This window comes from Bradyrhizobium sp. Leo78 (genome assembly GCF_059512425.1).
Genome location: NZ_JCAMOT010000024.1, coordinates 108,826 through 129,526, shown reverse-complemented (window position 1 = coordinate 129,526; position 20,701 = coordinate 108,826). Strand labels below are relative to the sequence as shown.

Genomic DNA, 20,701 nt, shown 5'->3' with positions numbered 1-20,701 from the left:
CGGGGCGCCAGGACCACACGACTTCGCCGTCCGTGCTGTGTGTGCTCGTCAGTCACACCCATCACGTCCACCGCATCTCACCGCAACGTTCGTGACGATCGCGAGCCGCCCCTCTCTTGGGTGAGACGCGCAGAGTTAAATCACTGATTTGCCCGACGGCGAAAGCGAAATGTTTTTCGCTGATAGTCTGGACACGTTTCTGCTGATTTGCCCGTCGGGTTGATATGTCGCACCCAAAGCAACCACAACATCATTGCAAGCCAACGGATAAGCGCGAAGCGCCGTCCGATGACAGCTCCGGGAAGCAATCCATAGCGCAGCGAACGGAGGCATGGATTGCTTCGCTCCGCTCGCAATGACGGAGGCTGTCATTCCGGGGCGTCCGAAGGACGAGCCCGGAATCCATTTCGCAGCTTGCGCCAGCGGATGAATGGATTCTCTGATGTGCAATTGCACATCATAGCTCGCGCTGCGGCCGCCCCGGAATGACCGCGGGAGTTGGCAACGGGTGAAGCATAAGTGCGAGGGACGAGCGCGAGACTCGTGCTTCGGCAATCGCCAATTGGGCATGGAAGCCTCCCGCATTTCGGCTTTGCCGTCATGGACGGCACATATATCGTTCGCGGCAGGAAACCGACCCCGGTGAAATAGCGGGTAACGATGTCCAGTGATGCGAGGAAAACCATGTCCGATACGCTCCTGTTCTCACCAATGACGATCCGCGGGATCACGCTGAAGAACCGGATCGTGGTGCCGCCGATGCATCAATATTCGGCCGTGAAGGGATTTCCGACCGATTGGCATTTGATGAATGCGGGCAAGTTCGCCGCCGGCGGCGCGGGGCTCGTCATTGTCGAGTCGACCAAGGTCGAGCGGCGCGGCTGCGGCACGGTCGGTGATCTCGGCATCTGGGACGACAAGTTCATCGCGCCGCTCAACCGGCTCGTCACCTTCATCAAGCAACAGAACGCGCTTGCCGGCATCCAGCTCGGCCATTCCGGACGCAAGGCGCGCGCAACGCGGCCGTGGGAAGGCGACGGACCGCTGCAGCGGTCGCCCGAGATCGAGGACTGGGACGATTGGACCCCGGTGGCGCCGAGCGCGATCGCGCATAGTGCGCGCTGGCCGGTACCGCGGGCGCTGGAGCGCAGCGAGGTGAAGGACCTCGTGCAGGCCTGGGGCCAAGCCGCGCGCCGCGCCAATGAGGCTGGCTTCGACGTGCTCGAATTGCACGGCGCCCACGGCTATCTCGTGCATGAGTTCTTGTCGGAGCGCGGAAACCAGCGCACCGACGAGTATGGCGGCTCGGAAGAGAACCGCATGCGCTTCATCATCGAAGTGACGGAGGCGGTGCGCAGCTATTGGCCCGACCACAAGCCGCTGTTCGTGCGGCTGTCGGTGGAGGACAATGCCGGTTGGGGCCCGGAGCAGAGCGTACGGCTCGCCCGCATCCTGAAGGCGAAAGGCGTCGATGTCATCGATTGCTCGTCCGGCGGCATCACCGACATGGCGCCGATCCTCGGCAAGGAAATCAAGTACAACTACCAGGTGCCCCTATCGGAATACGTCCGCCGTCACGCCGACATCCTCACCATGGCCGTCGGCCTCATCATTCATGGTGACCAGGCGGAACAGATCCTGCGCGAAAAACAGGCAGATCTGATCGCGATTGGGCGCGAAATCCTCAACAACCCGAACTGGCCGATGGACGCCGCGCTGAAGCTTGGCGTGGACGGGCCATTCCGTAATGTTCCGCCGCAGTTCGGCTATTGGCTGGGCACGCGCGCCAAACGCGGCTTTGGAACCAATCCGTCGACCTGGCAGAGCGGCCTCCAGGAGGGACGTCCATAGCGGCGCACGAGCAACGCACGATGTCGTGAGCGACGGTATTTCTCCGGTACAATTGGCCTTGATCCGACCAAAAAGGCATTGTGTGTTTGTCCACGTCGGGTGAGAACGACGATTCATCACAGTCGTGGCGGCTACAGCGGGAAGGATCGCACGCATGCGCAGGAATTTTGGCTTTCTCCTCGGCACGGTGACCGGTGCTGGCCTTACCCTTCTCGTCACCGCCCCGCAGGGCGCCAATCTGGTTGCGGTCGCCAAGGCCGCGGTCCGCTCCGATACCTATTCCCAGCTCAATCTGTTCGGCGACGTGTTCGAGCGCGTCCGGACCGACTATGTCGAGAAGCCCGACGACTCCAAGCTGATGGAGGGCGCGATCAACGGAATGATCTCCTCGCTCGATCCGCATTCTCGTTACATGAACGAGAAGGGCTGGACCGACATGCAGGAGACCACCCACGGCGAGTTCGGCGGCCTCGGCATCGAGGTCACGATGGAAGACGGTTTCATCAAGGTCGTAGCACCGATCGATGACACGCCAGCCTCGCGCGCCGGCATCATGTCGGGCGACATCATCACCCAGATCGATGACGAACAGATCCAGGGCATGACGCTGGATCAGGCCGTCAACAAGATGAAGGGCCCGCCCAACAGCCAGACCAAGCTGAAGATCATCCGCAAGGATGCCGACAAGCCGATCGACGTCGCCATCACCCGCGAGATCATCCGTGTGCGCCCGGTGCGCTTCCACACCGATGGCGGCAATATCGGCTATATCAGGATCAACTCGTTCAACGAGCAGACCACCGAGGGCCTGCACAAGGCGATCGCCGATATCTCCAAGGAGATCCCGCAGGACAAGCTTGCCGGCTATGTGATCGACCTGCGCAACAATCCCGGCGGCTTGCTCGACCAGGCGGTGTCGGTGGTGAGCTCGCTGATGGCGCGCGGCGAGGTGGTCTCGACCCGCGGCCGGTTGCCGGAGGAAACTCAGCGCTTCACCGCTCGCGGCGGCGACATGACCAAGGGCAAGCCGCTTGTGGTCCTGATCAACGGCGGCTCGGCCTCTGCCTCCGAGATCGTGGCCGGTGCGCTGCACGACCACAAGCGCGCGACGCTGATCGGCACCCGCACCTTCGGCAAGGGCTCAGTGCAAACCATCATTCCGCTCGGGGCTGGCAATGGCGCGCTGGCGCTGACCACCGCGCGCTATTTCACGCCGTCGGGCCGATCGATCCAGGCGCAGGGCATCGCGCCCGATATCGAGATCCTGCAGGATGTGCCGGACGAATTGAAGACGCGTGCCGAGATCAAGGGCGAGGCCTCGATGCGCGGGCATCTGGCGGCCGAAGGCACCGAGCAGACCGGCTCGCAATCCTTCGTCCCGCCTGACGAGAAGAACGACAAGGCGCTGAACGCTGCCTACAACCTGTTGCGTGGCGTCACCGTCAACGCCGACGCCAAGGGCGCGCCGAAGCGGACGATCCCGAACTGAACATCACGTTGACGTGGGAAGGCGGTATCGAGACGCATCAGAGTTCGTCATGCCCGGGCTTGTCCCGGGCATCCACGTCTCTGCTGCTGTGCAAGCCTCTTCGTGGATGGCCGGGACGAGCCCGGCCATGACGGGCCTCATGCCGGAATCGTAGGTGGGCAAAGCCAACGGGTCGCGCGAACGCGCGCCCGATGGCAGGCTCCGCGTGCCCACAGTCCACGGACGGTGCAAGAAAGGTGGGCACGCTTCGCTTTGGCCACCCTACTGTCGAGCGGACCGGTGGGTCCGCGAGCGCTTGCCGACCGACCGGATCGGCGGATCCTGAGCCCACATCCCGTAACCCTGGTCGATGTAGTGCTGATAGCCGCCTGTATAGGGGTTGCCCGGACCTTTGTTCTGGCAATTGGCGTTCGGGTAGAATTGCGCGCAATAGCCGGGCTCGGAAATCACCTGCTGTGCCATCGCCGGCGCACTGAGGACGCAGAGTGCCGCGGCCGCACCAAGAAGCTTGAAGGCCCACATAGCGTTGCTCCTTCAAAGGGCTACGCCAAATGTAACACCGCACGCGATGGCGCAGTCCGGGCGACCCGGTCACAGCCGCGTGACAGCGCAGTCGTGACGTAACGCGTCAGCGATCCGCGGCGCGATAGTGGCCGGACTTGCCGCCCTGCTTCTCGACGAGGTGGATTCCTTCGATGCGGACGCCGCGTTCCACCGCCTTGATCATGTCGTAAATGGTGAGGCAGGCGACCGAGACCGCGGTCAGCGCCTCCATCTCGACGCCAGTCGGGCCGGTGACCTTGACGGTCGCCTGCACGATGCAACCCGGCAGTTTCTCGTCCGGCTCGATATCGACCGTGACCTTCGACAGCGCGAGCGGATGGCAGAGCGGGATCAGTTCCGAGGTCCGTTTCGCCGCCATGATGCCGGCAATGCGCGCGGTGCCGAGCACGTCGCCCTTCTTGGCATTGCCTGAGACGATCAGCTCGAGCGTTGCCTTGCTCATGATGACGCGGCCTTCGGCGACGGCTGTGCGTTCGGTCGCGGGCTTGGCGGACACGTCGACCATGCGTGCCTCACCGCTGGCATCGATATGGGTGAGGGCGGGACCGCCCTTTGACTTCTCCGCCATCGCTCTAACGGGTTCCGGTGGCGCGCGGCGCGCTTTTGCGTGCGAGCAGCGCGCGGGTTGCCGCTGTTACATCGGCCTGACGCATCAGGCTCTCGCCGACCAGGAAGGTCGACATGCCCACGCGTTCCAGCCTGGACAGATCGTCCGGCGTGAAGATGCCGCTTTCGCCGACCATCAGCCGCTCCTTCGGGATCAGCGGTGCCAAGGCCTCGCTGGTCGCGAGCGTGGTCTCGAAGGTGCGGAGATTGCGGTTGTTGACGCCGATCATCGGCGAGCGGAGCTTCAGCGCGCGGTCGAGCTCGCCGCGGTCGTGGATTTCGATCAGCACGTCCATCTGCAGCGCGAGCGCGGCGTCCTCGATATCCTTGGCCGCTGCGTCATCGAGCGCGGCCATGATGATCAGGATGCAGTCGGCGCCGTGGGCGCGGGCCTCGAGCACCTGATAGGTGTCGAACATGAAATCCTTGCGCAGCACCGGCAGATTGGTTGCCGCGCGCGCCGCGACCATGAAGTCGAGATGGCCCTGGAACGAGGGCGTATCCGTCAGCACCGAAAGGCAGGCCGCGCCGCCGGCCTCATAGGCCTTGGCCAGGACAGGCGGATCGAAATCGACGCGGATCAGGCCCTTCGATGGCGAGGCCTTCTTGATCTCGGCAATCAGCGCGTAATCGCCGCGAGCGTGCTTTTCGCGGATAGCGCGCACGAACCCGCGCGGCGGCGACGCGGCCTTGGCGCGCGCCTCGATCTCGGGCAGCGGATGCGCGCGTTTGGCTGCGGCGATCTCCTCGCGCTTATAGGCTTCGATCTTCTTCAGGATGTCGGACATCGCGGACCCTATGTCTCTATGAGCATGATCTTTTCGGAAAACCGGTTCCCACTTTTCCGGATCATGCTCTAGCTGTTGGAAACCGCGATCAAATGTTTGAGCTTCGCGGCGGCGGCACCGCTATCCAACGAATTGGTCCCGAGCGCGACGCCTTCCTTCAAATCTTTGGCACGGCCGGCGACGATCAGCGCCGCGGCGGCGTTGAGCAGCGCGACGTCCCGATAGGCGCTCGGCTCGCCGTTGAGCACGCTGAGCAGCGCCACCGCGTTGGCATCGGCATCGCCACCCTTCAGCGCCTCGCTGCCGACGCGGCCAAAGCCGGCATCGTCAGGGGAAACTTCGAAGGTTCTGATCTCGCCGCGCTCCAGCGCCGCGACGAAGGTCGGGCCGGTGAGGGTGATTTCGTCGAGCCCGTCGGAGCCGTGCACCACCCAGGCCGCTTCCGAGCCGAGGTTCTTCAGGACCTGCGCCAAGGGCTGCACCCATTGTCGCGAGAACACCCCGACCATCTGCCTCTTGACGCCGGCGGGATTGGAGAGCGGGCCGAGCAGGTTGAAGATGGTACGGGTCGCAAGCTCGACCCGGGTCGGGCCGACATTCTTCATGGCCGGGTGATGGGCGGGGGCGAACATGAAGCCGATCCCGGCTTCCTGGACGCATTGGCCGACCTGGGCCGGGGTAAGATCGATCTTGACGCCGAGCGAGGCCAGCACGTCTGCGGCGCCCGAGCGCGACGACAGCGCGCGGTTGCCGTGTTTTGCGACCGGCACGCCCGTACCGGCCACGATGAACGAGGCGCAGGTCGACACGTTCACGGAGCCGGAGCCGTCGCCGCCGGTGCCGACCACGTCGACCGCATCAGGCGGCGCGGTCACCCGCAGCATCTTGCTGCGCATCGCCGACACCGCGCCGGTGATCTCGTCGACGGTCTCGCCGCGCACGCGCAGGGCCATCAGGAGGCCTCCCATCTGCGAGGGCGTGGCTTCGCCCGACATCATGCTGTCGAAGGCGCTTGCGGCTTCGTCGCGCGACAAGGTTGCGCCGGTGGCGACTTTCGCAATTATCGATTTCAGGTCGTCCATCGCCCGCCCGTGAAGATTTTAGAGCATGATCCGGAAAAGTGGAAACCGGTTTTCCGAAAAGATCATGCTCAAACAAAAGATGAGAGCATGATCTAATCGGATCATGCTCAGTTGTTATTCGCGCCCGTCACCTGTGCGAAGGCGGCCTGATTGATTGTGGTTCCGATGTCTTTTTCGATCTTGTTGACGTATTGCGCGACCTGCTCGTCGGTCAATCCGCGCTGCAGCGCCTCTTTCAACTTCTTCACCTCCTCGGAGGAAAGATCGACCGGCGGCACGATGATGTCGGTGACGCGGAAGACGACGCGCTCGCCACCGGTACCCGTGGCCTGACCGACGCCATCCTTGGCGGTGCGGAACGCAGCCGCGACCACGCTCTCAGGCACGGCCGGTAGCGAGGCATCGCGGCGGAATTTATCCGCAGTCTCGACCTTCACGCCGAGTGCGGAGGCTTCGTCGGCGAGCTTGCCGCCGGCCTCGACCTTCTTGACGATCTCGGTTGCCTTTTCGCGCAGCCTGGTCGCGATCTGGTCCTCGCGCCATTTCGCCTCGACCTGGGCGCGCACCTCGTCGAGGCTGCGCTCGCGCGACGGTGTCACGCCAAGCACGTCGTACCAGACGTAGCCGCCGCGGAACTGGATCGGCTCGTTGTCGACGCCGACATCGCTGCCGAAGGCCTGCGAGACGACATCAAGGCCGGTCGGAATGTTCGCCACGGGCTGGCCGTTCGGCATGCGTCCCGAGCGGTCGACGGCGTCGATGGTGACGGCGGTCAGCCCAAGCTTCTGCGCCGCCTCGGCGAGATTGGCGCCGCCGCCGCGCTCGTCTTCCATCTTGTTGTGGAGATCGGCGACCTTCTCGCGGGCGCGCTCGGCTGCGATCTGCTTCTTGATCTCGCCGGCCATGCTTTCATAGGTCGGCGTCGTGCCCGGCTCGATCTTGCCGACCTTGACCAGCGCCACGCCAAAGCGGCCCTGCACCGGCTGACTGACTTCGCCCGAGGGCAGGGAGAACGCCGCATCCGCAACCGCCGGATCGAGGATCGCCGACTTCGCGACCATGCCGAGATCGACGTCGGTCAGATTGAGGTTGCGTTCCTTGGCGAGGTCGTCGAACGAGGTGGTCGAGGTCAGCCGCGCACGTGCGGCAGTGGCTTCCTCCACGTTCGGAAACACGATCTGCGACACTTCGCGCTTCTCCGGCGTGCCGAGCTGGTTGCGGCGCTGCTCGAATATCTTCTTGGCATCCTCGTCGGAGACCTCGGTCCACTTGCCGATCTCCTCGGGCGTTACGACGACGAACGCGATCTTGCGGAATTCGGGCGCGCGGAACTGGGCCTTGTGATCCTCGAAATAGGCGGCGAGCGCCTCGGGCGAGGGCGGCTCGATGGTGCCGGCCTGCGCCGCGTCGAGCTTGATGTACTCGATCGAGCGTTGCTCGTTCTGATAACGGACCAGGGCCTCGATCAAGGTCTTTGGCGGCTCGATGCCGGCGCCGATCGTGCCGGCGATCTGGCGGCGGAGGCCGACGCGGCGCTGCTCGGCGAGATAGCGCTGCTCGGTGTAGCCGAACTGGCGGATCACGGACTGGAAGCGCTGCGGCTCGAACTGGCCGTTCAGCCCCTTGAAGTTCGGATCGTTGTAGATCGAGCGCATCGTCTCTTCCTGCGACTGGCCGAGCCGAAGCCGCCTGGCCTCCTCGTCGAGGGCCGCTTCCGCGATCGTCTGCTGCAGCACCTGGCGGTCAAAGCCGAAGGCGCGCGCCTGGTCAGGCGTCAACGGACGGCCGAACTGGCGGCCGACCTGCTGCAGCCGGTCGGTGTAGATCTGGCGGAATTGCTCGGTCGAGATTTCGGTGCTGCCAACCTTGGCGAGCGTCGACTGGCCGAACCCCTTGAAGATGTCGGCAATGCCCCAGATTCCGAAACTGACAATCAAAACGCCCATCACCACGGCCATGACGATCTTGCCGAGCCAGTTTGATGAGGCTGTCCGAATTCCTCGAAGCATGGGTCCAACTTGTTTGAAAAGGAGGGGAACCGGGTCGCGCCTGGGGATGATCCGATAAGCGGATTCCTTAAAGCGCGTCACCGAGTTGGGAACGCATCATAAAGTGGCAACTGCGCCGTCGCAACCTAGAGCATGATCCGGAAAAGTGGACCCCGGTTTTCCGGAAAGATCATGCTCAAACAAGAAGCTAACGCGGGACGGCGGATGCCGTCCCGCTATGGCGGCGATTTGTAGCGGTGGACCGCCGGGTCTGGAAGTGACGGCCGGGCTCTGCTAGCGCATGTCGACCACCATTTCTCGGGAATCCTGCCATGACCGACGCCATCCGGCCGCTGATCGCCGGCAATTGGAAAATGAACGGCCTGAAAGCCTCCATCGGCGAATTCGACGCCATGCTGACGGGGGCCGGCGCGCTGGCCGGCAAGGCCGATCTCCTGGTCTGCCCGCCGGCGACCTTGATTGCCGCCTTTGCCGACAAGGCCCGCGGCTCGAAGGTCATCGTCGGGGCCCAGGATTGCCATCCCAAGGCCTCCGGAGCCCATACCGGGGACATCTCGGCGGAAATGCTGGCGGATGCCGGCGCCAGCGCCATCATCGTCGGTCATTCCGAGCGCCGCGCCGACCATGGCGAGACCGATGCGCTGGTCCGCCAGAAGGCCGAAGCTGCCTGGCGCGCAGGCCTCACAGCGATCGTCTGCATCGGCGAGACCCGCGAGCAGCGCGATGCCGGGCGGGCGCTGGATATCTGCGGCACCCAGCTCAAGGGCTCGCTGCCGGACGGTTCGACTGCGGCCAATTTGGTGGTCGCCTACGAGCCGGTCTGGGCGATCGGTACCGGGCTGACCCCGACGGTGCAGGATGTCGAGCAAGTTCATAAGTTTATCCGGGGGTTCTTGACGGAATGCTTCAAAGGAGAGGGCGTAAATGTCCGGATTCTCTATGGCGGCTCCGTAAAACCCTCGAATGCGGCCGAGCTATTGGGCGTTGCCAATGTCAACGGCGCGCTGGTCGGCGGTGCCAGCCTGAAGGCAGCCGATTTCCTTGCGATCGCGGCGGGCGCTCCCTAGCTAGATTGCGGCGGTTATTGGGGTGGCGTTGCCGGTCCCGATCGTGTAACACCGCGCAACTTCAGGAAAACCCGCTGATAGCGTGTGAGCCGCCGGAACCCGGCGCTTCTAGGCTTGCGACGGAAGGTCACAATGCAGACTGTCGTCATCGTCATCCACCTCATGATCGTCGCCGTGATGATCGGGGCCGTGCTGCTGCAGAAATCCGAGGGCGGCGGCCTTGGCATGGGTGGGGGCGCGGGCTTCATGTCGAGCCGCGGCACCGCGAACCTGCTGACGCGGACCACCGCGGTCCTGGCGGTATTGTTCTTCGCGACCAGCCTGTTTCTGTCCTGGCATGCCGGCCTCAGCCGCCAGCCGACCTCGGTCCTCGGCACCGGCGCCCCGGCGCCGACGCAGCAGCCCGCTGGCGGCGCGCCGATCACGCCGCCGACCTCGGGCGGCATCCTGGATTCCCTGAAGAAGGCCGACGAACAGCAGGGCCAGCAGGCCCCCGCCGGCGGCCCGCAGGCGCCGCGCTCGCAATAATGCGGGGTGGCTATGCAGGGTGCAGGACTGGCATCCTGCGTCAGGAATCGCCATTAACGGTCTGACTAAGCAGTAAAATTCACGTCACTCACAGCCCGGCAACAAGTTTGCCGGGAGGACACGAATCATTTTGGCGAATCGCCCTCGTCGAGATAGAGGTTAGGCCCCATGGCGCGGTACATATTCATCACCGGCGGCGTGGTCTCCTCACTCGGCAAGGGTCTGGCTTCAGCGGCACTAGGTGCCCTGCTGCAGGCACGCGGGTACAAGGTCCGCCTCCGCAAGCTCGATCCTTATCTCAACCTCGATCCCGGAACGATGTCGCCGTACCAGCACGGCGAAGTGTTCGTGACCGACGACGGCGCCGAGACCGATCTCGATCTCGGCCATTACGAGCGCTTCACCGGACGGCCGGCGACCAAGGCCGACAACATCACCACCGGACGCATCTACCAGGACATCATATCGAAGGAACGGCGCGGCGATTATCTCGGCGCCACCATCCAGGTGGTCCCGCACGTCACCAACGCGATCAAGGAATTCGTGCTCGACGGCAACGACGCCTATGATTTCGTCCTGGTCGAGATCGGCGGCACGGTGGGCGACATTGAGGGCCTGCCGTTCTTCGAGGCGATCCGTCAGCTCAAGAATGAATTGCCGCGCGATCATGCGGTCTACATTCATCTGACGCTTTTGCCGTACATCCCAAGTGCGGGCGAGCTCAAGACAAAACCGACGCAGCACTCCGTGAAGGAACTACGCTCGATCGGCATCCAGCCGGATATCCTGCTCTGCCGCACCGACCGCGAGATTCCGAAGGAGGAGCGGCGCAAGCTCGGGCTGTTCTGCAACGTGCGCGAAAGTGCCGTGATCGAGGCGCGCGACGTCGACAACATCTATGCCGTGCCGGAGGCCTATCACGCCGCCGGCCTCGACGACGAGGTCTTGGCCGCGTTCGGGATCGCGCCGAAGATTCCACCGGCGCTGCAGAGCTGGCACGTCATCAACGAGCGCGTCCGCAATCCCGAGGGCGCCGTGACGATCGCGATCGTCGGCAAATATACCGGCATGAAGGATGCCTATAAGTCGCTGATCGAGGCACTCTCCCATGGCGGCATCGCCAACAAGGTGAAGGTCAATCTCGACTGGATCGAGAGCGAGGTGTTCGAGAACGAGGACCCCGCGCCGTTCCTCGAGCACGTCAACGGCATCCTGGTGCCCGGCGGCTTCGGCCAGCGCGGCGCGGAAGGGAAAATCCGGGCGGCGCAATTCGCCCGCGAGCGCGACGTGCCGTATTTCGGCATCTGCTTCGGCATGCAGATGGCGGTGATCGAGGCCGCGCGCAATCTGGTCGGCATCGAGCAGGCCAATTCCACCGAATTCGGCCCGACGCCTGAGCCGTTGGTTGGCCTGATGACGGAATGGCTGCGCGGCAACGAACTGGAGAGGCGCTCGCAGGCTGGCGATCTCGGCGGCACCATGCGGCTTGGCGCGTACCCGGCGGTCCTCAAGCGCGGCAGCCGCGTCTCCGAAGTCTATGGCGGCGCCACCGAAATCTCCGAGCGCCATCGCCACCGCTATGAGGTCAATACCGCCTACAAGGACCGGCTCGAGCAGCACGGCCTGCGCTTCTCGGGCCTGTCACCCGACGGCGTGCTGCCTGAGATCGTGGAATATGAGGACCATCCCTGGTTCATCGGCGTGCAATTCCACCCCGAATTGAAGTCGCGCCCGTTCGAGCCGCACCCGCTCTTTGCCTCGTTCATCCAGGCGGCGATGGCGCAATCGCGGCTGGTCTAGGCCGTCATTCCGGGATGCGCCGAAGGCGAGGCCCGGAATCTATCGGGCCTCAGATTACATGGACAAATGGATTCCGGGCTCGCGCAGCGCGCGCCCCCGAATGACAGGCGTAGGGTGGCATAGTTATGCGCGCGCCGCTGCGGGGCGTGCATGGCCCGATCAAGACAGTCCTCCTGGCGACGGCTATAAATGCCACGCCAAGCACACAAGAATAGGGAGGACTGCCGAATGATCTATGAGACCCGCGTCTATCGCTGCCTGCCGGGCCGGCTGCCGGCACTGCTCAAGCGCTTCGATACCATCACGCTGAAGCTGTGGGAGAAGCATGGCATCAAGCAGGTCGGGTTCTTCACCACGCTGGTCGGCGAATCCAACCAGGAACTGACCTATCTGCTGGCTTGGGAATCGCTTGCCGATCGCGAGAAGAAATGGACCGCGTTCCAGAGCGATCCGGAATGGATTTCGGCGCGGGCCAAGACCGAAGAGGATGGTCAGATCGTCGGCAATATCGTCAACCAGTTGCTGGTACCGACCACATTCTCCGCGCTGAAGTGAGGCTCAGTGCAACCCAGATATTCCGGGGGGCAATACGGGTTGATCCTGGTGTCGCGGATCGGCATGGTCCGCGCGAAACGGAAAGGACACACCCTTGAACGCCAAGATCTCGGCGGCTCCCATCGTCAATGTCGGCCCGGTCAAGTTCGGCAATGATCTGCCGATCTCGATCATCGCCGGCCCTTGCCAGCTCGAGAGCCGAGCGCATGCGCTGGAGGTGGCCGGCGCGCTGAAGGAGATCGCAGGCCGCCTGAACGTTGGGCTGGTCTACAAGACGTCCTTCGACAAGGCCAACCGCACCAGCGCATCCGCCGCGCGCGGCATCGGACTGGCGCAGGCGCTGCCGATCTTTGCCGAGATCCGGTCCTCGCTCGGCCTGCCTGTCCTGACCGACGTGCACGAGCCCGCGCAATGCGCGGAGGTGGCGCCGGCAGTCGACGTGCTGCAGATTCCGGCCTTCCTCTGCCGGCAGACCGATCTGCTGCTTGCGGCCGCCGCAACCGGAAAGGTCGTCAACGTCAAGAAGGGCCAGTTCCTGGCGCCGTGGGACATGGCCAACGTGGTTGCAAAACTCACTAGCGCCGACAACCCGAACGTGCTGGTGACCGAGCGCGGCGCGTCCTTTGGCTACAACACGCTGGTCTCCGACATGCGCGCGCTGCCGATCCTCGCGCGCACCACCGGCGCGCCTGTTATCTTTGACGCCACCCATTCGGTGCAGCAACCGGGCGGGAAGGGGGCATCCTCGGGCGGCGAGCGCGAATTCGTGCCCGTGCTGGCGCGCGCGGCCGTTGCGGTCGGCGTTGCCGGCGTCTTCATCGAGACCCATCCCGATCCCGATCGCGCCCCATCCGACGGGCCAAACATGGTGCCGCTCCGCGAGTTCGAGGGGCTGGTCAGGACGCTGATGCAATTCGACGCGCTGGCCAAGAAGGCGGCGCGTTGAGCGGGCGGGTGCGAAACGCGTGACCGCAACTGGCCGCCTGCCGCCGGCGCTCAACATCATTGCGATCGCGACCTTTGCCGCGAGTCTTTCGGCGCGTGCGCTCGATCCGGTGCTTCCGCATGTCGCCGACGAGTTCAGCGTCAGCATCGCCACCGCCGCAAGTTTTGCCGCGGTGTTCGCCTTCACCTTCGCCATCGTCCAACCGCTGCTGGGCGCCGCCGCCGACCTGTTCGGCAAGGCGCGGCTGATGATCATCTGTCTCGTGCTGCTCGGGCTCGCCAACATTCTCGGCGCGCTGTCGACATCCTTCTCGATGCTGTTCGCCACTCGCATCCTCGCCGGCATCGGCTCCGGCGGCGTGTTTCCGGTCGCGCTCGGGCTGACCAGCGATCTCGTGGCGCCCGACAAGCGGCAGGTCGCAATCGGGCGGACGCTTGCGGGCGCCATGACCGGCAACCTGCTGGGCGCTTCGGCCTCCGGCCTGATCGGCGATTTTCTCGGCTGGCGCGGCGTGCTCGCCGTGCTCGGCGCCCTCGTCGTTCTAGCTTCGCTTGCGGTGCTCGCCGGCTTCCGTGGCGCGAAGCTCGCGCATCCGCCCAAGACGAGCTTTTCTGCCTTGAAGCAGGGCTACCGCACCATCTTCACCAATCCAAACGCGCCCGTCTGCTATTCCGCAGTGTTCATCGAAGGCTGCTGCGTGCTCGGCCTTTTTCCGTTTGTGGCGTCGTTCCTGTTCGATCTCGGTGAAACCTCGCTGTCGATCGCAGGCATCGTCATCGCGGGGTTTGCGGTGGGCGGCCTGTTCTACACCATGACTGTGTCGCGCTTTCTGCCACGGCTCGGCGTCAAGGGCATGATGATCGCAGGCGCGACGCTGGTCGCCGTCCAGCTAGTGGCCGTCGCGTTCAGTCCCGGCTGGAAGATGCAGGCGCTGAGCCTGCATGATCCATGGCTGCCTGCAGGTATTCGCCAGCGAGCTGTCGGTGGAGGCGCGCGCGACCGCGATGTCCCTGCATTCGTTCTTTTTCTTCATGGGCCAGACCGTGGGCCCAATCGCCTATGGCTTCGGCCTCGCGCATGCCGGCAAGGTGCCGACCTTGCTCACATCAGCGGCAATCATGATCGCGCTGGGACTGGCCTGCGCCAAATTGCTGAAGCAGAGGATTCCGGCGGACGCCGCGGGGCGCCCTGACGTCGCGGCGTAGCGCATGATGAGATCAGGTCGAATTGCATCGGCGATGGATGCTGGACTCCCTCTCCCGCAAGCGGCAGAGGAAGTCCGAGCTATTGCGCGGAGACAGTCCCGATTCAGCCCCGTCCGCGGTAGGGCGCGACGCCCTGGTCGGGGACCCACACGCCTTTGGGCAGACGGCCGGTCTGGAAGAATACGTCGATCGGAATGCCGCCGCGCGGATACCAGTAGCCGCCGATGCGGAGCCATTTCGGCTTGATCTCGCTTGCGATCCGCTTGCCGATCATCACCGTGCAGTCCTCGTGGAAGGCGCCGTGATTGCGGAAGCTCGCGGCGTAGAGCTTCAGCGATTTGGACTCGAGCAGCCAGCGGCCCGGCACGTAGTCGATCACCAGATGCGCGAAATCCGGCTGGCCCGTCACCGGGCAGATCGAGGTGAATTCCGGCACGGCGAACCGCACCAGGTAGTCGGTGCCTGCCTGCGGATTGGGAACGCGGTCGAGCACCGCCTTGTCCGGAGTGTCGGGCCATTTGACGGCACGGCCGAGCTGCAGGGGTCTTTGCGCCATGAAATCTGTCCTTCGGGGAGCGCTGACATGGACGCAAGCGGGGTTGTTCGTCAACCGTCAAGGGGAGGGCGCAGGCGCGTCAGATCGCCGACGAGCACCGGCAGGTTTGCGTCCTATGCCGGCGCCGTCGTTTGAATCATGACGAGACGGTCGTTGCCGGATTCGCCGCCCCAGGTCTCGCCCGGCCGGCCGTCGAGCTGCCGCACATTCGCGCCGGGCTTGTCGCTCGGGAACGAGCGAAATGTCTCCGTCACCGGATCGAAGCGCACGATCGCGTTCGCCGAGAAATCGGTGAGCCAGACCTTGTCCTTGTCATCGACATAGACTGCATAGGTGCGCGGATTCTCGCCCGGCAGTTTCCAGGCCTTCCAGGAGCCCTCGGCGGGATCGTGCATCGACACCTGGCCGCTGTTCCATTCGCTGATCCACAGGCGGCTCCGTAAATCCGACCAGATCCGCCGCGCGCCTTGCTTGGGCGTCGGCGGCTCGACTATGCTCGCTCGCCCTGTCGCGAGATCGATCCGGGCGATGTGGCTCCCTGCGAGCGAGGCGTACCAGACATCGCCCTTCGGCGTGACCGTGATGCCGTAGGGGCCGACGCCTCTCGGCGCCTCGAATATCTTCATCTCACCGGATTTGGGATCGAGCCGGCCATAGTAGCCGGACTGACCGGTGAACCAGTAGATTCCGCTTTTATCGAACACGCCGGTATTGAGGTTGGCATAGGCGAATTTTTCGGGCAGCGGAAACAGCCTCACTTTGTGATCATCGGGGTCGACACGGGCGATCGCATTCTGTCCACCTTCGGTGATCCATGGCGCGCCATCCGGGCCGAGGATGACCCCGTGAGGTGCGGCGCCCTGTCCGAGACCGATCAGCTTGTAGGCGGCGTTCCGCGGATCGAGTCGGCCGAGCTTCCCATTGCGTTGTCCGCAGAACCAGATCGTGCCGTCAGGGGCGGGCGTGACGTCGCGCGAACCCATTCCGCGGGCTACCGGGAAATATTTCACGGGGAACGCGCCCGCCTGAGGCTCTTGGGCGCGGGCCCCGCGCAATACTGTGGGCGTGGCCAAGATTGCGGCGGCGCTCGAAGCGAGAAACTTGCGACGATTCATTGCGTTACCCCGGCTTTGTGAAACAATGGGTTGAAACGCGAAGATCAGCATAAACCTACCACATTGCCGCGTCAGATGCGTGCCAAAGCGTGAGCGTTCACATTTGCCTGCTTGCCGTGTATGACGCAGCGCATCCGACCAGAACCACACCTGAGGAAGTGCACATCATGACCGCTATCGTCGACATCATCGGCCGCGAAATTCTCGACAGCCGCGGCAATCCCACGGTCGAGGTCGATGTGGTGCTGGAAGACGGTGCGGTGGGCCGCGCCGCGGTGCCGTCGGGCGCCTCCACCGGGGCGCATGAGGCCGTCGAGCTGCGCGACGGCGACAAGGCGCGCTATCTCGGCAAGGGCGTGCAAAAGGCGATCGGCGCCGTCAACGGCGAGATCTTCGAGGCGCTCAGCGATCACGCGGTCGAGGACCAGGTCCGGATCGACCAGATCATGATCGAGCTCGACGGCACGCCGAACAAGAGCCGGCTTGGTGCCAACGCCATCCTCGGCGTCTCGCTCGCCTGCGCCAAGGCGGCCGCCGAATCCTTCGACATGCCGCTCTATCGTTATGTCGGCGGCACCTCGGCGCGGACCTTGCCGGTGCCGATGATGAACATCATCAATGGCGGCGTGCATGCCGACAACCCGATCGACTTCCAGGAATTCATGATCCTGCCGGTCGGCGCGGAAACCTTCGCCGACGCGCTGCGCTGCGGCTCGGAAATCTTCCACACGCTGCGCGGCGAATTGAAGAAGGCCGGCCACAACACCAATGTCGGCGACGAGGGCGGCTTCGCGCCGAACCTGCCGACCGCGGACGCTGCGCTCGATTTCATCATGAACGCGATCGGCAAGGCCGGCTACAAGGCCGGCGATGACGTCATGCTCGGGCTCGACTGCGCCTCCACCGAATTCTTCAAGGACGGCAAGTACGTCTATGGCGGCGAGAACAAGACGCGCTCGCGCTCCGAGCAGGCGAAATATCTCGCCGATCTGGTTTCGCGCTATCCGATCGTCACCATCGAGGACGGCATGTCCGAAGACGACATGGAGGGCTGGAAGGAGCTGACCGATCTGATCGGCGGCAAGTGCCAGCTCGTCGGCGACGATCTCTTCGTCACCAATGTGACGCGGCTTGCCGACGGCATCAAGAATGGTCGCGCCAACTCGATCCTGATCAAGGTGAACCAGATCGGCACGCTCACGGAGACGCTTGCCGCGATCGAGATGGCGAACAAGGCCGCGTACACCTCGGTGATGTCGCACCGTTCCGGCGAGACGGAAGACGCCACCATCGCCGATCTCGCGGTCGCTACAAATTGCGGACAGATCAAGACCGGCTCGCTGGCGCGCTCCGACCGGACCGCGAAGTACAATCAGCTCTTGCGCATCGAGCAGCAGCTCGGCAAGCAGGCGAAGTACGCGGGCAGGGCGGCATTCAAGGCGTTGGCATAACGCTCGTCGCGTCGAATACGCGCCCGATCACGGACGCGGGTCTGTTCCCGCGAGTCTGTTCCAATATCGGAACTCCTCGCGCGACGAAATCACCGTCGCGCGAGCCGAATTCGAATTTTGCAGGCGTTTCCTACGAAAGCGCTCAAGCTGTTTAAGACGAACGTAATTGCTTCGCGGCAAACCCATCCGAGCAACGATGGAGTTTTCGCGTGGCGACTTTGTTCGACATCCAAGGTTTCGGTGCGCTCTCCGAGTGGGGTGGACAGCTCTCGGCCGCATCGGCAAGGCAGGCGTTTCAATCCATCGCGTCGCTTGGCTCAAACTCCATTTTGCTCTCGACGCGGATCTGGACTGACAACGGGGCCAGCAGTTCGGTTTTCCCGGTATCTGGCAAGACGGAAGGCGATCAGAGTCTGCTCGCGGGCTTTCAGGCAGCGCGTGACGCGGGACTCTCCATCGTGTTCCGGCCCTCGCTTTCCCCCCTTGATGGAACTCGTGTATCGAGCCTTGCGCCGAGCGACGTCGGTGCCTTCTTCGCTTCCTACAAGGCGGAGGTCGTCCACCTCGCGACCATCGCGCAAGCTGGCGGGGTCGATACATTTGTGATTGGCAACGAGATGAGTAGCCTCACGGGCCCGCAATACCGCGCCTATTGGGTCGACATCATCTCCGCCGTTCGCCTGGTGTTTCACGGCGAGATAACCTACGCGGCCGCGACCGACGAAGCATCGCATGTCAGCTTCTGGGACCAACTCGACGTCATCGGTGTCAACACCTATCCGCCGCTGACGTCGAGCACGACGCCGACAGTGGACGATCTCGTTCACGCTTGGAACGAGGTGCCGACCAATCCGTATTTCGCCGCCGCGTTCGACTACAAATCACCGGTCGATTTCCTCCATTCGCTCGCGCTGCAATATGACAAGCCGGTTCTGATGACCGAAGCCGGCTATCGCAGCATCGAGGGCACCGCGATCGCTCCGGGGTCCTGGGCCTCCGGCGGGGATCCGGATCCGGCCGCGCAGGCCGACGCCTACAACGCGTTCTTCCAGGTCTGGGCCTCACAAGGCGGAAGCTGGCTCAAGGGTGTCGAGCTCTGGCAGTGGGACCTCAGCAATCAATATTCGGCCGCGGGCTATTCCGTGATGGGGAAGCCCTCGGCTTCCATCGTCTCGCAATATTTTCATGACCAGGGTTTTATTCCCGATCTCACCGTCACCGGAACGCCTGCCGCCGACATTATCGACCTCGGTCGCGGCAGCGACAACATCAATGCCGCACTCGGCAATGACGTGATCCATGGTGGGGCAGGGAACGACATTATTGTCGGCGGTCCGACCACGATTGCGCCGTCGCCGACCACGACGCTTACCATGACGGGTTATGGCTCGATGGTGGCGGGTGTCGGCGCGCAGGTGCGGGTCTGGGTCAACGGCCAACTCGTGTCCGGCATTTTCGAGTTCAAGCCGGCGGCGGACGCATCCGGCTACCAGACTTTTTCCGTCACCTTCAACAATCCGGGCACCGTCCACAGCCTCGACATCGAACTCGTGAATTCGACGCCGGGGCGAGCCCTGCACCTGAAGAACGTCTCGATCAACGGCATCGCCGTCAGCCCGAGCGATGCCACCAATGCCAGCGCGCCGGGAACGTTCGATCTCTACGTACGCATGATCCACTTCGATACCACCAACCACCAGGACTGGTTCCTCGGCGGCACCACCGATAACGATGTGATCGATGGGGGCGCCGGCAATGATTACATCAGCGGGGGCGCTGGCAACGACGTCGTCGACGGTGGTGAGGGCCTGGATACCGCGCTGTTCTCCGGCAAGAGGTCGGACTACGACATCGCCGTCTCCGGCAACACGATCACGGTCAACGACCATGTCGCCGACCGCGACGGCGCCGATCGTCTGACCAACGTCGAGTACCTGAAATTTGCCGACACCACGGTCGTCACCAGCACGATGCTGGCAGCCCTGGCCGGCGTGCAGGAAACGCGGACGCTCGATGTCACGGGGTCGCAGACCACCGAGACCATCCGTCACACCGACGGTTCGCGCGATATCTTTATTTCGGGCGTTGCCGACAAGGACTACGCCTCGCAGCATGTCGTGACCGACACGTCGGGCCACAGCATCCTGATCGAGCAGTTCCGCACTGATGGATCGCTGCTCTTGACACAAAGCATCGACATGAACGGCGTCAGGACGCTGGATCGGTACGATGCCAGCATGCACCTTGTCGAGGAGACGGTGACGCAGACCGATGGGGCCTACCAACAGTCGACCTACGCGGCGGACGGCAGCCTGGCCGCGGAGATCTTGCGTCATGCCGACGGCTCACGTGATGTCTTCAATTTCAATTTCGTCGACAAGCCCTATGCGTCGCAGCATGTTCTTAGTGACGCCGCCGGCCACAGCCTTTTGGTGGAACAGTTCCGTGACGACGGCTCGCTTTGGCTGAAGCAGATGGTGGATGCCGCGGGCGTCAAGACGCTCGATCTCTATGACACTGCCGGGCACGTGACCCTGCAAACGGTGACTCAGACCGACGGCAGCTACGTCCAGTCGAACTATGACCCCGACGGCGGGCTGACGGTGCAGACCACGCGGCACGCCGACGGCACCCGCGAGGTCGATACCTACCAAATCCAGAGCCAGGCTTATTCGGCCAAGCATGACCTTCTCGACACCGCGGGGCACCGGCTCGCGACCACCTACGACAACAACGACGGCTCGCACACGATGTCCGCTGCCGTGCCAGGCGTCACCCTGGCCTCGACCGCCGGCAAGGATATCATGAACAGCGCCGGTGGCGACACCTTCGTCTTCAAGGAAGCCTCGGGTCACGACGTCATCAACCATTTCAGAGCGGGCGAGGGGCCCGGCCACGATGTCCTGCAGATCGATTCCTCGGTCGCCAGCGACGTCTCGCACCTCGCAGTCCACCTTGTTGGGCACGACACCGTCATCGATCTCGGCCATGACGCCTCGATCACGCTGACCGGCGTCACGGCACCGCTCACGCAGCATGATCTCCTGATCGTCTGACAGACGCCTCTTTCGGGCCCTTGTTTGTTGCGG

The 20,701-nt window shown here is 63.8% G+C and carries 16 protein-coding genes and 1 pseudogene; 10 read left to right on the top strand and 7 right to left on the bottom strand.

Annotated features, from left to right (window positions below):
* The first annotated feature begins 684 nt into the window (after positions 1-684).
* Positions 685-1,851, top strand: coding sequence for an NADH:flavin oxidoreductase/NADH oxidase (locus AC5ZG1_RS27335; RefSeq protein WP_496134610.1), 1,167 nt, complete (start codon positions 685-687; stop codon positions 1,849-1,851).
* A 154-nt stretch (positions 1,852-2,005) separates the two neighbouring features.
* Positions 2,006-3,340 (top strand): S41 family peptidase, encoded by a 1,335-nt coding sequence (locus AC5ZG1_RS27330; protein WP_028167517.1) that lies wholly within the window; start codon positions 2,006-2,008, stop codon positions 3,338-3,340.
* Between the two features lie 261 nt (positions 3,341-3,601).
* On the opposite strand, the gene AC5ZG1_RS27325 is transcribed toward AC5ZG1_RS27330, so the two are convergent.
* The 5 genes from AC5ZG1_RS27325 to AC5ZG1_RS27305 all read right to left on the bottom strand — a co-directional run bounded on the left by AC5ZG1_RS27325 (position 3,602) and on the right by AC5ZG1_RS27305 (position 8,389).
* A complete protein-coding gene (locus tag AC5ZG1_RS27325; RefSeq protein WP_496134609.1) occupies positions 3,602-3,862 on the bottom strand; it encodes a hypothetical protein in 261 nt (86 codons plus the stop codon).
* Positions 3,863-3,968: 106 nt separating this feature from the next.
* Positions 3,969-4,472 (bottom strand): cyclic pyranopterin monophosphate synthase MoaC, encoded by a 504-nt coding sequence (gene moaC, locus AC5ZG1_RS27320; protein WP_028167519.1) that lies wholly within the window; start codon positions 4,470-4,472, stop codon positions 3,969-3,971.
* Between the two features lie 4 nt (positions 4,473-4,476).
* On the bottom strand, positions 4,477-5,298 hold the full coding sequence (gene trpC / locus AC5ZG1_RS27315) for an indole-3-glycerol phosphate synthase TrpC (RefSeq protein WP_496134608.1): 822 nt from the start codon (positions 5,296-5,298) through the stop codon (positions 4,477-4,479).
* 68 nt (positions 5,299-5,366) lie between these two features.
* Positions 5,367-6,380, bottom strand: coding sequence for an anthranilate phosphoribosyltransferase (gene trpD / locus AC5ZG1_RS27310; protein WP_456644392.1), 1,014 nt, complete (start codon positions 6,378-6,380; stop codon positions 5,367-5,369).
* Positions 6,381-6,487: 107 nt separating this feature from the next.
* The gene (locus AC5ZG1_RS27305) at positions 6,488-8,389 is read right to left on the bottom strand and encodes a peptidylprolyl isomerase (protein WP_496134607.1); all 1,902 of its coding nucleotides are present in this window, start codon (positions 8,387-8,389) and stop codon (positions 6,488-6,490) included.
* Between the two features lie 311 nt (positions 8,390-8,700).
* Between AC5ZG1_RS27305 and tpiA the strand changes: the two genes are divergently transcribed.
* The 6 genes and pseudogenes from tpiA to AC5ZG1_RS27275 all read left to right on the top strand — a co-directional run bounded on the left by tpiA (position 8,701) and on the right by AC5ZG1_RS27275 (position 14,490).
* Positions 8,701-9,456 (top strand): triose-phosphate isomerase, encoded by a 756-nt coding sequence (gene tpiA / locus AC5ZG1_RS27300; RefSeq protein WP_496134606.1) that lies wholly within the window; start codon positions 8,701-8,703, stop codon positions 9,454-9,456.
* Between the two features lie 132 nt (positions 9,457-9,588).
* Entirely contained in the window at positions 9,589-9,984 is a 396-nt protein-coding gene (gene secG / locus AC5ZG1_RS27295; RefSeq protein ID WP_028167524.1) for a preprotein translocase subunit SecG, read from the top strand.
* A gap of 168 nt (positions 9,985-10,152) precedes the next feature.
* Complete coding sequence (gene pyrG, locus AC5ZG1_RS27290; RefSeq protein ID WP_130230370.1) at positions 10,153-11,784, top strand: CTP synthase; 1,632 nt, start codon at positions 10,153-10,155, stop codon at positions 11,782-11,784.
* Between the two features lie 228 nt (positions 11,785-12,012).
* The gene (locus tag AC5ZG1_RS27285; RefSeq protein ID WP_456644388.1) at positions 12,013-12,339 is read left to right on the top strand and encodes an NIPSNAP family protein; all 327 of its coding nucleotides are present in this window, start codon (positions 12,013-12,015) and stop codon (positions 12,337-12,339) included.
* A 94-nt stretch (positions 12,340-12,433) separates the two neighbouring features.
* Positions 12,434-13,285: a 3-deoxy-8-phosphooctulonate synthase gene (kdsA, locus tag AC5ZG1_RS27280; protein ID WP_496134605.1), complete on the top strand. Its 852-nt coding sequence runs from the start codon at positions 12,434-12,436 to the stop codon at positions 13,283-13,285.
* Positions 13,286-13,304: 19 nt separating this feature from the next.
* Positions 13,305-14,490, top strand: a pseudogene (locus AC5ZG1_RS27275) (MFS transporter).
* 103 nt (positions 14,491-14,593) lie between these two features.
* Here AC5ZG1_RS27275 and queF read toward each other — a convergent pair.
* A complete protein-coding gene (gene queF / locus AC5ZG1_RS27270; RefSeq protein ID WP_027579121.1) occupies positions 14,594-15,046 on the bottom strand; it encodes a preQ(1) synthase in 453 nt (150 codons plus the stop codon).
* A 113-nt stretch (positions 15,047-15,159) separates the two neighbouring features.
* Positions 15,160-16,161: a Vgb family protein gene (locus tag AC5ZG1_RS27265; RefSeq protein ID WP_496134604.1), complete on the bottom strand. Its 1,002-nt coding sequence runs from the start codon at positions 16,159-16,161 to the stop codon at positions 15,160-15,162.
* A gap of 167 nt (positions 16,162-16,328) precedes the next feature.
* Between AC5ZG1_RS27265 and eno the strand changes: the two genes are divergently transcribed.
* On the top strand, positions 16,329-17,612 hold the full coding sequence (gene eno / locus AC5ZG1_RS27260; protein WP_496134603.1) for a phosphopyruvate hydratase: 1,284 nt from the start codon (positions 16,329-16,331) through the stop codon (positions 17,610-17,612).
* Positions 17,613-17,821: 209 nt separating this feature from the next.
* On the top strand, positions 17,822-20,668 hold the full coding sequence (locus tag AC5ZG1_RS27255; protein ID WP_496134602.1) for a glycoside hydrolase family 113: 2,847 nt from the start codon (positions 17,822-17,824) through the stop codon (positions 20,666-20,668).
* The last annotated feature ends 33 nt before the right edge of the window (positions 20,669-20,701 follow it).